General features: G+C 66.6%; 11 protein-coding genes. 8 read left to right on the top strand and 3 right to left on the bottom strand.

The window, feature by feature from the left end; genetic code table 11:
- On the bottom strand, positions 1 to 2,415 hold the full coding sequence (locus tag BLT40_RS12550; RefSeq protein WP_090353933.1) for a S9 family peptidase: 2,415 nt from the start codon (positions 2,413 to 2,415) through the stop codon (positions 1 to 3).
- 121 nt (positions 2,416 to 2,536) lie between these two features.
- Between BLT40_RS12550 and BLT40_RS12545 the strand changes: the two genes are divergently transcribed.
- From BLT40_RS12545 to BLT40_RS12530, 4 genes are all read left to right on the top strand, one after another.
- Positions 2,537 to 4,639, top strand: coding sequence for a prolyl oligopeptidase family serine peptidase (locus BLT40_RS12545; RefSeq protein WP_090353539.1), 2,103 nt, complete (start codon positions 2,537 to 2,539; stop codon positions 4,637 to 4,639).
- Positions 4,640 to 4,728: 89 nt separating this feature from the next.
- Positions 4,729 to 5,133: a DUF350 domain-containing protein gene (locus tag BLT40_RS12540; protein ID WP_218124554.1), complete on the top strand. Its 405-nt coding sequence runs from the start codon at positions 4,729 to 4,731 to the stop codon at positions 5,131 to 5,133.
- Positions 5,134 to 5,145: 12 nt separating this feature from the next.
- Positions 5,146 to 5,625 (top strand): hypothetical protein, encoded by a 480-nt coding sequence (locus tag BLT40_RS12535; RefSeq protein ID WP_090353536.1) that lies wholly within the window; start codon positions 5,146 to 5,148, stop codon positions 5,623 to 5,625.
- Positions 5,625 to 6,725, top strand: coding sequence for a glutathionylspermidine synthase family protein (locus tag BLT40_RS12530; RefSeq protein ID WP_090353533.1), 1,101 nt, complete (start codon positions 5,625 to 5,627; stop codon positions 6,723 to 6,725). Before BLT40_RS12535 ends, BLT40_RS12530 begins: the two co-directional genes overlap by 1 nt.
- A 52-nt stretch (positions 6,726 to 6,777) precedes the next feature.
- On the opposite strand, the gene BLT40_RS12525 is transcribed toward BLT40_RS12530, so the two are convergent.
- Positions 6,778 to 8,262: an FAD-dependent oxidoreductase gene (locus BLT40_RS12525; RefSeq protein WP_090353530.1), complete on the bottom strand. Its 1,485-nt coding sequence runs from the start codon at positions 8,260 to 8,262 to the stop codon at positions 6,778 to 6,780.
- A gap of 188 nt (positions 8,263 to 8,450) precedes the next feature.
- Between BLT40_RS12525 and BLT40_RS12520 the strand changes: the two genes are divergently transcribed.
- The 4 genes from BLT40_RS12520 (at position 8,451) to hemC (ending at position 11,926) form a co-directional block, all read left to right on the top strand.
- Positions 8,451 to 9,116 (top strand): alpha/beta hydrolase, encoded by a 666-nt coding sequence (locus BLT40_RS12520; RefSeq protein WP_090353527.1) that lies wholly within the window; start codon positions 8,451 to 8,453, stop codon positions 9,114 to 9,116.
- A gap of 44 nt (positions 9,117 to 9,160) precedes the next feature.
- Positions 9,161 to 10,228, top strand: a complete 1,068-nt coding sequence (locus BLT40_RS12515) for a sensor histidine kinase (RefSeq protein ID WP_079521555.1) — start codon at positions 9,161 to 9,163, stop codon at positions 10,226 to 10,228.
- The gene (locus tag BLT40_RS12510) at positions 10,206 to 10,922 is read left to right on the top strand and encodes a LytR/AlgR family response regulator transcription factor (protein ID WP_090353524.1); all 717 of its coding nucleotides are present in this window, start codon (positions 10,206 to 10,208) and stop codon (positions 10,920 to 10,922) included. The genes BLT40_RS12515 and BLT40_RS12510 overlap by 23 nt, the downstream gene beginning before the upstream one ends.
- 83 nt (positions 10,923 to 11,005) lie before the next feature.
- Positions 11,006 to 11,926 (top strand): hydroxymethylbilane synthase, encoded by a 921-nt coding sequence (gene hemC / locus BLT40_RS12505; protein WP_079521553.1) that lies wholly within the window; start codon positions 11,006 to 11,008, stop codon positions 11,924 to 11,926.
- A 178-nt stretch (positions 11,927 to 12,104) separates the two neighbouring features.
- On the opposite strand, the gene BLT40_RS12500 is transcribed toward hemC, so the two are convergent.
- Positions 12,105 to 12,968, bottom strand: a complete 864-nt coding sequence (locus tag BLT40_RS12500) for a DUF481 domain-containing protein (protein ID WP_090353522.1) — start codon at positions 12,966 to 12,968, stop codon at positions 12,105 to 12,107.
- Positions 12,969 to 12,975 lie beyond the last annotated feature (7 nt).

Raw genomic sequence — 12,975 nt, 5'->3', positions numbered from 1 at the left:
TCAGGGGCTGCGCTCCAGCCGCTCACGAAACAGCTCATCGATCCGCCGATACTCGTCGTACCAGGAGTCGGCATGGACGAACCCATGCCGCTCCATCGGATACAGCGACATCCAGAAATTTTTCTTGTGCAGTTCGATGAAGCGCTGGTACAGGCGGATCGAATCGCTCGCGAGCACGTTGTCGTCGATGAGACCGTGCTCGATCAGCAGCGGGTCGGCCAGCTTGTCGGCGTAGTTAATCGGCGAGCTGGTCGCATACGCCTCGGGATCGATCTGCGGATCGTTGAGGATGTTGGATGTGTACTCGTGGTTGTAGCTGGTCCAGTCGGATACCGGACGCAACGCGGCACCGGCAGCGAATTCGCCCGGCGCGCGCAGCAGGGCGATCAGCGTCATGAACCCGCCGTAGCTACCGCCGTAGATGCCCACGCGCTTGCTGTCCACGCCCTGGTTCTTCACCAGCCAGGCCTTGCCGTCGAGCAGGTCATCCAGTTCGGGATGGCCCATCTGGCGGTAGATGGCGGTGCGCCAGTCGCGGCCGTAACCCTTCGACGCGCGGTAATCCATGTCGAGCACGACGTAGCCCCGCTGGACGAGCAGGTTGTGGAACATCTGCTCGCGGAAGTACGCGGGATACGACAGGTGCACGTTCTGCAGGTAGCCCGCCCCGTGCACGAAGATCACGGCAGGGCGCGATGCGGCTGCCGCAGCGTCGGCCGGTCCGTAGAACTTGGCGTAGATGCTGCCCGCCCCGTGGCTCGAAGGCACTTCGACGATCTTCGGCGCGATCCACTCGCGTTCCTTGTAGCCCGGCTTGCGCGTATCGGTGAGTTCGCGCGGTGCGCCGCCGTCGACGCCAACGGTCGACAACTGCGAAGGCACGTACGGCGACGAGTGCAGCACCGCCAGCGAACGTCCGTCCGGCGACAGCGAGAAATCGTCGAGACTGCCGTACTGCGTGACACGGCGCAGTTCGCCACCCGTTGACGGCACACGGTAGATGTCGTAGCTGTACGGCGCGACCTTGTTGCTGCGCACGTAGAACGTACCGCCATCCGGGCTGAGCACCGGGTGGTCGACCTCGAAGCGGCCGGAGGTCAGCGCCGTGGCCTTGCCGCCCAGCGCACGCGTATAGAGCTGCGCAAAGCCGGATTCTTCGCTCAGGTACCAGAGCGTACGGCCATCGTTCAGCCAGCCGAAGTCGTTGCCGTCCCAGTTGATCCAGGCCTTGTCGGTCAGGCGGTGCTGGCTGACCAGCATGTGCCTGCCGAAGTCGACCGTGGCGATCCAGCGATCCTTGTTGTCGATCGCGCGAAGCTGCACGGCGACGTTGCGGCCATCGTCGCTCCAGACGATGCCCGGGCTGTATTCGCCATTGACGATGACCGGGCGCGTCTTCGGAGCGGCCAGCGCATCGGCTCGGTCGTTCTTGCCGCCCTTGCGCAGCGCGGCGACGGTTTTCGCACGCAGGTCGGCCAGCGGGTCGACGCCGATGCCGGGCAACGTCTTCGTGTCGAGGTCGTAGCTGGTGTGCGTGCTCAGGTCGAGCAGACGCAGCGACTGCGGCGCGGGGTCGCTGCGGCCGACGTACGCGCGCGTCGCTTCAGGCTCGGCGTAGCCCGAGTCGGTCACGTAGTGGGTGAGGTCGGCGATCTTGCCGGCGTCCGCATCCTTGGCCTGGGTGACGACGAGGAGCCAGTGGCCGTCGGGCGAGAGCGAGGTATCGGCGACGCTGACGTTCTTGCCCAGCCAGAAGGGCGCGGGCGCACGACCGGGGTCGGCGGCGGCGAGGGCGTCCTTCTCGGCCTTCATTGCCGCCTCGTCGGCGCGCAGACCGCGCAGGGTGGAGAACAGCTTTTGCTGATCGTCTTCGAGGTCGTCGGAGGTCTTTGCCCTGGGGTCGTCCTTTTCCTCGAGCACCGCCGCTTTGCCGGCAGGGCCACCGGCAACGGCATAGGCGAACCAGTCGTTGCCCGCGCGGAACGTCAGCAGGCGCCCATCGAGGGAAAAGCGCGGCTGACTTTCAGTCGCTTCCGTACGCGTGACCTGCACCGTGGTCCCCCTTCCAAGGTCGCGGAGAAAGACGTCACCGTGGCGGATGAAAGCGGCATGGCGATGGTCGCGGTCGAACACCAGCTTCGTACCGTCGGCATTCGCCGCCGCCTTCGGATCGAGGCGTTCCGGCGCCCCGCCGTTGGCGCCGACGCGGTAGAGGTCGCGCACGGGCGTGCCGTCATGTTTCAGCGAGTAATACACCTCGCGGCCATCGACGCCCCAGTACGCGTCTTCCACCGCCGGCCCGATCCAGTCCGGGTCCGCCATGATCGTCTCCATGTCGAGCGGAGGCAGCGGCGGCGCGGCCAGCGACGGCGCGGCGGCAAAGGCGGTGAGCAGGGCGGCGGCAAGTACACGCATCGGGCGGATCCCGGGAATGGCAAAGCGGACGAGCATAACCCGCCAGCCACCCCTTTCGGCACGGCAAGTCCCCCCGCCCGGTTTGCTACGCTCGACGCCTTCCCACCCTGGAGTCGATCCCATGCGCGCCTTTGTCCCCCGCCTGCTCGCCGTGAGCCTGTTCGTCGCCTGCGGTGCCCATGCCGCGACGAGCCAGGCCCCCGCCACGCCGAAGCGCATGGTCTCCGAAACCCTGGCCGGCCAGCCGGTCAACGACCCGTACCGCTGGCTCGAGAACCCCGAGGCCGCCGACGTCAAACAGTGGATCGATGCCCAGAACGCCTACACCGAAGCCACCATCGGCGCGATGCCGCTGGGCAAGGCGCTGAGCACCCGCGTCCGCGAACTGGCGATCACGTCGACCACGCGCAGTTCGCCGACGCTCGCCGGCGGCACCCTGTTCTACTTCGAAAACACCCCGCCGCAGGCACAACCGCTGCTGGTGGCGAAGGCGTGGCCCGATGGTCCGACGCGCACGCTGGTCGACCCGAACCAGGGTGACGGCGGTACCGCGATTACCGAATACTGGCCGTCGCCCAGCGGCAGGTACCTGGCCTATGGCACGGCGGAAGGCGGCAGCGAACTGACCACCATCCACATCCTCGACACCACGACCGGTAAGGCGTTGCCCGACCTGCTGCCCCTGGCCGGCGGCGGCACCACACCGCAGGCGCTCGCCTGGGATGCCGATGAGAAGGGCGTGACCTACGCGCGTTTCGAGACGCCCGCCGCGGGCCAGGCGCTGCGCGAGTTCGACGCGGTGCTCGCGCATCACACGATCGGCGAGGCCGCCACGAAGGACCGCACCGTTTTCGGCAAGGGCTACTCGCATGTCGCCGAGTACATCCTGCTCGAGGGCAAGGGAGGTGCGTCCACCGCGCTGCTCGCCAATGAAGGCGACGGCGGCCCGGCGGAGGTGTACCTGCGGCAGGGCAAGGGCGAGTTCAAGCGCGTGCTGGGCCGCGATGCGGACGTGCGCTCCGCCGCGTGGGTCGGCGACCGCCTGATCGTCGTCGCTTTCGCCGATGCGCCGCGTGGCAGACTCGTCGCCGTCGGCGCCGATGGCAAGCGCAGCGATGTGCTCGCCCAGGGTGACGGTGCGATTCAGCGTGTCTCCGCCATGGGCGACGGGTTTCTCGTCGTGCGCAGCGCCGGCCCCGACTGGTGGGCGGATCAGTACGACGCGAAGGCCACCCTGATCCGCCGCGTGCCGTTGCCGGCGACCGGCATCACGATCGGCGGCGTCGCTTCCGAAGCCGGACAGAACAAGGCCTTGCTGAGCTACGGCGGCTGGACCACCCCGACCCGCTGGGCGGAGTACGACGGCGCCAGCGGCACGTTGAAAACCGTGTTCGAGGTAAAGCCCGCCGCGGACTATTCGAAGGTGAAGGTGTCGCGCATCGACGGCGTCTCGAAGGACGGCACGAAGATTCCCGTCACCGTGATTTCGATGGATGGGATCACCCCGAACGGCAAGCGGCCGACCATCCTCTACAGCTATGGCGGTTTCGGTCTTCCGGTCACGCCGGGCTTCGTCGGCGCCAACCTGGCCTGGCTGGAGCGTGGCGGCGTGCTCGCTTACGCCAACATTCGCGGCGGCAACGAATTCGGTGAAGCGTGGCACGAGCAGGGCCAGAAGCAGCGCAAGCAGAACGTGTTCGACGACTTCTACGCCGCCTCTCAGGCGCTGATCGATACGAAATGGACCGACCGCGGCCACCTCGGCATCCTCGGCGGCAGCAACGGCGGCCTGTTGATGGGCGCCGCGCTGACGCAGCATCCGGAGCAGTACCGCGCCGTGGTCGGCGCCGTCGGCATCTATGACGTGCCGCGTCACGAGACGGCTTTTGCGAATGGCCCGTACAACGTGAGCGAGTACGGCAGCACGACGGATCCGGTGATCGCGAAGGCGATGCTGGCGTATTCGCCGCTGCACAACGTCAGGGCGGGGACGAAGTATCCGGCGGTGCTGCTCACCACGGGCGCCAACGATCCACGCGTCGCGCCATGGCAGTCGCGCAAGTTCGCCGCCGCGTTGCAGGATGCCTCGACTTCCGGTCAGCCGGTGCTGTTGCTCACGCGGATGAACGCGGGGCATGGCATCGGTGCGCCTTTCAGCCAGCGGGTAGGTAATGCGGCGTTGCAGTTGACCTTCTTTGCGACGGAACTGGGGCTCGGCGAGTAAGCGTTCGCCAACGGGGCTGGCTCCCACCGGGTAGCCAGCCTATCCTTGCGAGGCGGCCAGGGGAGGCCGCCTCAAACAAGGATGCCTGCGTGATCGTGTCGGACCTGTTCACCCTGCCCGCTTTCGTGGCCTATCTGGCCCTGGGCGTGTTTTATTTCGTCGCCTTCGTGGTGACCTACATCTGGATCACGCCGCAGCGGGAAATGGCGCTGATCCGCGAGGGCAATCTCTCGGCGGCGATCAGCCTCGGCGGTGCGGCCATCGGCTTCGTACAGCCACTGGCGAGTGCGATCGCGCACAGCGTGAGCCTTCTGGATCTCGCTCTCTGGGGTCTGGTCGCCTGGGTCGTCCAGTTGTTGACCCACCTCGTCCTGCGCCTCGTCGTGCGCGACCTGCGTGGCCGGATCGAAGCGGACGTCCGCTCCGTGGCACTGTTCGTGGCGATCGTGGCGGCCTGTGTCGGCACGCTCAACGCCGCGGCGATGACGTACTGAGGACGGCTCACCATGTCCGAACGTCCTGAGTCCGATCGTCCCGTCAAACCGGCCTCCTGGTCCATCGATCTGCCGCGCGGTTACAACGCTCCGACACGCCTCTCTGAGGAGCCGCTGACCCGACGCCGGTCGGTTGCGATCGCGCTTGGCCTCCTGGGTGCGACGGTGGCCGGCTATGCCGCCTTCGGCGGCAAGGATGTCCAACGCAACAGCTACGCCTCGCTTGAGGACTGCGAGCACGACTACGCCACCGGGCAGTGCACGCAGGACCAGCCCGTGTCGGGAAGCGGCGGTGGCCATTCGGCCGGCTATCACTACTACGGCCCCTGGTATCGCAGCGACTGGCGCGGCAACGCGTTCAAGGGTGACCCGGGTCCGGGGCGCACCGTTGCGGGTGGCGGCGGCTTCGCCGGCCACGGCCCGACCGGCTTCGATTTCGGCAGCCGCGGAGGCTTCGGCTCGAGCGGACGCGTCTCGGCGCGGGGCGGCTGATGCGCCGCGAGACCATCGTCCCTCGCAAGGACTGGCAGACGCACGTCGAAGCCATCGGCTTTGGTTTTCACACCATCGACGGCAAAACGTACTGGCGCGAGGATGCCTGCTACGTGTTCGACGAAGCGCAGGTCGACGTGCTCGAGGCCGCCACGGCCGAATTGCATGCGCTGTGTCTCGAAGCCGTCGACCGGATCGTGCGCGACGGCCGCTACACCGAGCTCGGCCTCGATGACCGCGCCGCACGATTGATCGAGCGCAGCTGGTTCGACCGGGACCCTGCGCTTTACGGTCGCATGGACCTGTCGTACGACGGTCGCTCGGCGCCGAAGCTGCTCGAGTACAACGCGGATACACCGACGTCGCTGTTCGAAGCCTCGGTCGTGCAGTGGTACTGGCTGGAAGAAGTCGCCTCCGACGCGGATCAGTTCAATTCGATCCACGAGAAGCTGATCGACCGCTGGCGCACCGTCGGAGGTGGACCGCGTGTGCACTTCGCGGCGTGTTACGACAACCCTGAAGACGCGACCACGACCGACTACCTCGTGGACACCTGCCGGCAGGCCGGGCACGACGTGCAGGCGCTGGACATCGAGGACATCGGCTGGTCGGGCAAGGCATTCATCGACCTGGCCGACCGTCCCATCGACCGGCTGTTCAAGCTGTATCCGTGGGAATGGCTGATGAGCGAAGCGTTCGCGCAACACATTCCCGCAAGCGGCACGCGCTGGCTCGAGCCGCCGTGGAAAATGCTGCTGTCGAACAAGGCGATTCTCCCGTTGCTGTGGGAGTTCTTTCCGGGGCACCCGAATCTTCTCGCAGCGAGCAGGCGGCGCGAAGACATCGTCGGCGCGGCGGTCGCCAAGCCTTACTGGGGTCGCGAAGGTGAGGGCATCGCGGTGCTCGATACCCATGAGCGGGGTGCGCAGACGCCGCTTACCGTGTATCAGGCGCTCGCACCGCTGCCGGTGTTCCAGGGTCGGCACGCGTTGGTCGGTTCCTGGGTGATCGGCGATGAGCCGGCCGGCATCGGCATCCGCGAGGATGACGACCGGATCACGCGCAACACCAGCTGCTTCGTGCCGCATCTGTTTCGTTGAGGGCGGTTACTCGAAGGGGCGACGCTCTGATGGGAGCCAGCCCGCGCAGGTGTCACGTACCTGCGGGCAACACCCGGTCGAGATACGCCTGCAATGCCTCGGCCTGCGCGGCAGCAAAGACGCCCGCCACATAACCGTCCGGCCGGATCAGCATGGCCGCACGATCCGGCACACCGTAAAAGGCGGCGAACTGACCGAGATGGTCGTCGAACTCCAGTCCGGGTCCGATCCGGTGGATGTGCATACCGGCGCGTGGAGCGAACGACGCCGACCCGCTCACCAGCAACGTCCAGTGCGTTCCCCTGAAAAGATGAAAGAGCCGCGTGGCGCCGCCACCCGCGCCGCGCACGTTTGCATCCGGTGCGCGACTCCCCGGTGCAAGATGACTGGCGGCGTCTGACACGAAGGACAGCGGCGATTCGGCGTAATCCAGATCCAGCTGCTGTACCTCGCGGCCCCGGCGGTTATCGCCTTTTTTGAATCCCTCGAGCAGACGCGTGGAAAGGCCCAGCATCCCGGCGGCGATCGGGCGACGCTCGGCCTCGTAGGTATCGAGCAGCGACCCGGGTGCACCGCGAAGCACGGCCGCCAGTTTCCAGCCGAGGTTGTAGGCATCCTGGAGACTGGTATTGAGGCCCTGGCCGCCGGTCGGCGGATGGATATGCGCCGCATCGCCTGCGAGAAAGACGCGGCCGTCGCGATAGCGATCCGCCAGCCGCGCGTTCATGGTGTATGCCGAGGCCCAGGACACCGAACGCAGCACGATGTCCTCACGACCCGTCGCCTCGACGACACGGCGAGTCAGCCCTTCGGCGGAAAGATCGATGTCGCCTTCGAGCGGAATGGGGCCCTGAATCTGGAACAGTTCGCTGCCCGCAAGCGGACAGATGCTGAGGTGCTTACCATCACCGCCGTCGAACCGATGCCAGACGTCGCGCGACAGACCTTCCAGAATCACGTCGGCCACGATCGCTCTCACGCCCAGTGTCTTACCGGGAAAGTCGATGCCCAACGCACCGCGGACCAAGCTTCGTCCGCCGTCGCATCCGATCAGATAGCGGGCGCGGATGACCTCGTCGCCTCGTTCGTTCCGCACGGTGGCTTCAACGCCCGTGTCAATCGTAGCGAAGCCGGTCAGCTCCACACCGAATTCGACCGCCGATCCGAGCTCGAGAAGACGCTCGCGCATCAGCTTCTCTGTGAGGAACTGCGGAAGCATCAGCGGCAGCCGATACGGCTCCGCTGGCGTCGGGGGGTGATCGGCCCCGACCATTTCCTCGTCGACGAAGGAGCCGTCGGCGGCGTACTTGCGCACCGGAGGATAGATGCCGCCCGTCGCCATGGCCCGGTCCAGGAGGCCTAAGTCTTCGAAGACCTCCTGGCTGCGCGGCTGAATACCCTTGCCACGGGAGCCCTGAAAGGGCGAGGGGAGCTTTTCGATCAGGCGAAAAGCGATGCCACGGCGGGCCAGATCGATAGCCAGGGTCAGGCCGGCCGCTCCGGCACCGCAGATCAGGACGTCAACGGAATCACGCATGGGGAACCTCCGAATCGTGTGCAATATGCACATATCGGAGGCGAGGCTAAGCCTGCATCAAAGAAAGTGCAAGATACACATATCTCGTCAGATCCAGGCGTCCGCGTGTATCTGGCGTCGGCGCCGATCGATCTCCGGGGGATATCGGGGCTGGTAGGATTCGGAGTCTTCGAATACCGGGACACGTCATGCTGCCTACCGTCGAACAGGAAACCCGTCCATCGCCCGTCTGGTCGGTGATCTGGCTGCATGGGCTCGGCGCGGACGGCAATGACTTCGCGCCGATCGTGCCTGAGCTGGCCGATCCATCGTGGCCGGCGATCCGCTTCGTGTTTCCGCATGCGCCGGTCAGGCCGGTGACGGTGAACAACGGCGTGCCCATGCGCGCCTGGTACGACATCAAAGGCTTGTCCATCGCGGACAAGCAGGACGCCGAAGGCATCCGCGCTTCCATCGACGAAGTCGAGGCGCTGATCGCCCGCGAGGTGGAGCGTGGCGTGCCCGCATCACGGATCGTACTGGCCGGCTTTTCGCAGGGCGGCGCGATGGCGTTGTCGGCTGGCCTGAGACATCGCGAAGGTCTCGCCGGCCTGCTGATTCTTTCGGCCTACCTGCCCCTGCACGACACCATCGAAGCCGAGCGCAGTGGCGCCAACCACGCCACGCCGATCTTCTGGGGCCACGGCAGCGCCGATCCGGTCGTACCGATGGCGCTGGGCGAGCACTCGCGGCAGGTGCTCGAGCTGCTCGGCCATCGCGTGGACTGGCACAGCTATCCGATGGCTCATCAGGTAAGCCTGCCGGAGCTCGTCGACATCCGCGCCTGGTTCTCCGGGCTCTTCGCCAACGCGTGATCCCGCGCGCGTCGGCGCGTGCGGGCATCCGGCATACTCGCCGCATGTCCGCCGCCCCTACCGACTCGACCCAGGGCTTGCGCCCTCCGTCGGCGCCTCTGCCCGACTTCTGCAGCCTGCCGCTGCTGTTCGCGTTGCTGGTGGTCGGGTCGCTCACGGTCACCCTCATGTGCCTGGCACCCGGCAGCCACGCCGACTGGCGCGACTACGGCACGGCGGTGCTTTTCACCAGCTGGCTGTCGGTCCTGCTGACGGTGGCGCTGTGCAAACTGCGGCCGTGGATGCAGCGTCTTCCCGGGATGCTGCCGTATGCCGCGGTGTGGCTCGTACTCGTCATGCTGGTGGCGGCGAGCGCCGCTCTGCTTGGCTGGGTCGACCACAGCATCAGGACAGGCATGACGCCGGCGTCGCGCACCGGCTTCGTGCGCGACGCCAGCATCGCCACGGGGCTGCTCGGTGCCGGCTTGCTCCGCTACTTCTACGTCGTCGCGCAATGGCAGGCCCGGGTCGCCGCTGCCGCACAGGCACAGGTCGCGGCGCTGCAGGCACGCATCCGCCCGCATTTCCTCTTCAACAGCATGAATGCGGTGGCCGCGCTGATTCGCGTCGATCCGGACGCGGCCGAACGCACCGTCGAGAACCTGGGCGAGTTGTTCCGCGCGGCGCTGGGCAGCGATCATCATGCGGTAGGCACGCTGGGCGACGAGTGGACGCTGGTCGACCGTTATCTCGAGATCGAGTCCCTGCGCCTGGGCGACCGGCTGCGCGTCGAGCGCGACATCGACGTACCCGCCGATCTGCCGTTGCCCCACCTGCTGCTGCAGCCGCTGGTCGAGAACGCGGTTCGTCATGGCGTGCAGCCCAGCCGCACCGGTGGAAGCATTCGTCTTGCCGGACGACGTGTCCCCGGTGGCGTGGAGATCGTGATCGAGAACTCGCTTTCCGATGCTCTGCCGACGCCCGGTACGGGACATGGCCTGCGCAACGTGCGCGAACGCGTCGCCTATCATTTCGGCCAGCGCGCCAGCGTGCGTGCGGAACAGCGCGAGGGCCATTTCATCGTCACCGTTTTTCTGCCGGAGTCCGCGCATGCGCGTCCTGATCGCCGATGACGAGCCGCTGGCGCGCGCACGCCTGAAGGCGTTGCTGGCGCCACGCGACGACGTGGAAATCGTCGGCGAGGCCGCAGACGGCGATGCGGTGATCGCCGCCTGCGCGTCGTTGCGACCGGACCTCGTGCTGCTCGATGTGGAAATGCCTGGCTTGTCGGGTACCGCCGTCGCCGTGCAACTGGCCACGCTCGTCGAGCGTCCGCAGGTCATTTTCTGCACGGCCTACGAGCAACACGCGCTGAGCGCTTTCGACCTCGGTGCGACCGACTACGTGCTCAAACCCATACGCGCGGAGCGTCTGGCCGAGGCGCTGGATCGTGCCGCGACGCGCACGGTACGCGCCTCTCAGCCGTCGCGTAACGCGTGGCTCCGTGCGCGCAGTGGCAACGACGAAGTCCGTGTGGCGCTCGACGACGTGCTCTATCTCCTCGCCGACGAGAAGTACGTCGCCGTGCATCATGGCGGCGGGATGTGGCTGATCGACGAGTCGCTGCGCCAGCTCGAGATCGCGCATGGCGAGCGCCTGATCCGCCTGCACCGCAACTGCCTGGTGCCGCGTACACGCCTGGTAGGTCTGAAGACACTGACGGACGGTCGCGTGATGGCGCGCCTGGCCGGTACCGAGGTCACACCCGAAGTCAGCCGGCGCAACCTTCCCGCGGTACGCCAGCTGCTTCGCGCGGAGGCCGGCTGAGGCCGCGTGACACGTCGCCGCGCTGCACGCCGGGTTGGATTGCGGGACAATCACGCTTTCGACCGAGCCAGCGCCAGGATCCCATGACCGCACCGCTTCGCATCGCCACGCGCAAGAGCGCGTTGGCCCTCTGGCAGGCCGAACACGTGGCCAGCCTTCTGCGCCAGGCGCATCCCGGCCTGGTCGTGGAACTGGTTCCGCTTTCCACGCGGGGTGACGAGATCCTCGACCGTTCGCTGGCGACCATCGGCGGCAAGGGCCTGTTTCTCAAGGAGCTCGAAGTCGCGATGCAGGACGGTCGCGCCGACATCGCCGTGCATTCGCTGAAGGACGTGCCGGCCGAGCTCGAACCCGGCTTCACGCTGTCGGCGATCCTGCCGCGTGCCGATGCCGCCGACGCCTTCATCAGCAACGACTACGCCACGCTGTCCGACCTGCCGAACGGCGCCCGGGTCGGTACCTCGTCACTGCGGCGTCAGGCACAGCTCCGCGCTGTGCGCGGCGACCTCCAGCTGCTCGACCTACGCGGTAACGTGAATACCCGACTGGCCAAGCTGGACGAGGGGCATTACGACGCCATCATCCTCGCCTGCGCAGGCGTCGAACGGCTCGGCCTCGGCCATCGCATCACCGCACGCCTGGCCAGCCCGGACTGGCTGCCGGCACCGGGGCAGGGTGCCATCGCGGTGGAATCCCTCGCCAGCGACACACGCGTCAACGAGCTGCTGGCCGTACTGACGGATGAAGACACGCTACTAGCCGTCAACGCGGAGCGTGCCATGAACGAGCAGCTGGGTGGCAGCTGCGCCGTGGCCATCGGCGCCTGGTGCGTGGTCGCGGAACACGGCCTGACGTTGCACGGCATGGTCGGCAATGCGCTCACGGGCGAGTTGCTGCATGCGCAGGCCGACAACGCCTCGGACGACCCGGTCACGCTGGGCCACGAAGTGGCGGCGATGCTGATCGGCCTGGGCGCGGACGAGTTTCTGAAACCGCAGCGCTAGCTGCGGCTGACGCTGGCAACGGCTCACGCTTGCTGCCGCTGACGCTGGCCGCTGCTGTTGTAGGAGCGCGCCCCGCGCGCGAAAAGCCAACGAAGCGAAGATGCGGCAAGGCTACCGCTTCACCGCTCCGTTGGCTTTTCGCGCGCGGGGCGCGCTCCTACAAAAAGGCGCGCTTCGCTTAGAAGTTGTAAACCAGGTTAGTCGTGGTCAGCTTATCCGTGCTGACGGTACCCGGCTGCGTGTCGCTGTTGTAGCGGATCTGGTAGCCGATCTTCAGCGCCAGCTTCTTCGTCATGCTGACCGAGAGGCCGATGTCGTTCTGGTAGTACTGGTTCTTCGAGCCCGCTTCCACCAGCAGCGTGTCTTCCAGTGCCGTGTTGTCGGTCAGGCGGTATTTCGCGTTGATCAGGCCACGGCCGACCACTTCGCTTTCAGCGTCGGGCTTGTATTCCTCGGTCGCCGCGGTGCCATCGGCATTCAGTACCGGCGTGCCGTCGGCGTTGACCAGATCGCGGGTCGACTTCGCCGGCTGGTAGCGCTTGAAACCGGGACCGATTTCGAAGGAAAGCTCGGCTTTCTCGTTCTTCAGAGCGATATAACCGTAGCCGACCGACACGATGCCCTGCCAGAGATTGGCGCCGAAGTCGTCGTGCTCGTAACGCGCCGCCGTGACGACGTAGCTGCGCGGATCGAATTTGTAGCCCACCGACGCACCGGTGTCGTAACGGTTCGCCGTGGTGCTGAACTGACTGTTGCCGTCCCCGTCATCCACTTCGCCCTTGGAGCGCAGGCCGTTGAGGTAGAAGTTGTTCTTCCACAGCTCGTTTTCCTGGTTGAATCCGATCTTGGCGTTGGCATTTTCCGAGCGGGAGTTGCCCCGCGAGGACGCGAAGCCGAATTCGCCGTTGCCGGTCCACCCGCCGTTTTTCGCGGCGTCGGCGTTCTGGTCGGGAGTGGCAGCCGGATTGGCGGTCGCGTCCTGGGCCGACGCGGTGAACGGCAGCGCGGCAAGGACGAGCGTGGCGAGAAGGAGTTTTTTCATCGTCTAC

It is taken from the genome of Dyella sp. 333MFSha (assembly GCF_900102405.1).
Taxonomy (GTDB): Bacteria; Pseudomonadota; Gammaproteobacteria; order Xanthomonadales; family Rhodanobacteraceae; genus Luteibacter; species Luteibacter mycovicinus.
This window is presented reverse-complemented; position numbering and strand designations above follow the sequence as displayed.

Excerpts from the sequence above, each read along its gene's own strand:
- BLT40_RS12550 (WP_090353933.1), bottom strand. The coding sequence starts at position 2,415 with ATGCGTGTACTTGCCGCCGCCCTGCTCACCGCCTTTGCCGCCGCGCCG.
- BLT40_RS12545 (WP_090353539.1), top strand. The coding sequence starts at position 2,537 with ATGCGCGCCTTTGTCCCCCGCCTGCTCGCCGTGAGCCTGTTCGTCGCC.
- BLT40_RS12535 (WP_090353536.1), top strand. The coding sequence starts at position 5,146 with ATGTCCGAACGTCCTGAGTCCGATCGTCCCGTCAAACCGGCCTCCTGG.
- BLT40_RS12530 (WP_090353533.1), top strand. The coding sequence starts at position 5,625 with ATGCGCCGCGAGACCATCGTCCCTCGCAAGGACTGGCAGACGCACGTC.
- BLT40_RS12525 (WP_090353530.1), bottom strand. The coding sequence starts at position 8,262 with ATGCGTGATTCCGTTGACGTCCTGATCTGCGGTGCCGGAGCGGCCGGC.
- BLT40_RS12520 (WP_090353527.1), top strand. The coding sequence starts at position 8,451 with ATGCTGCCTACCGTCGAACAGGAAACCCGTCCATCGCCCGTCTGGTCG.
- BLT40_RS12515 (WP_079521555.1), top strand. The coding sequence starts at position 9,161 with ATGTCCGCCGCCCCTACCGACTCGACCCAGGGCTTGCGCCCTCCGTCG.
- BLT40_RS12510 (WP_090353524.1), top strand. The coding sequence starts at position 10,206 with ATGCGCGTCCTGATCGCCGATGACGAGCCGCTGGCGCGCGCACGCCTG.
- hemC (WP_079521553.1), top strand. The coding sequence starts at position 11,006 with ATGACCGCACCGCTTCGCATCGCCACGCGCAAGAGCGCGTTGGCCCTC.
- BLT40_RS12500 (WP_090353522.1), bottom strand. The coding sequence starts at position 12,968 with ATGAAAAAACTCCTTCTCGCCACGCTCGTCCTTGCCGCGCTGCCGTTC.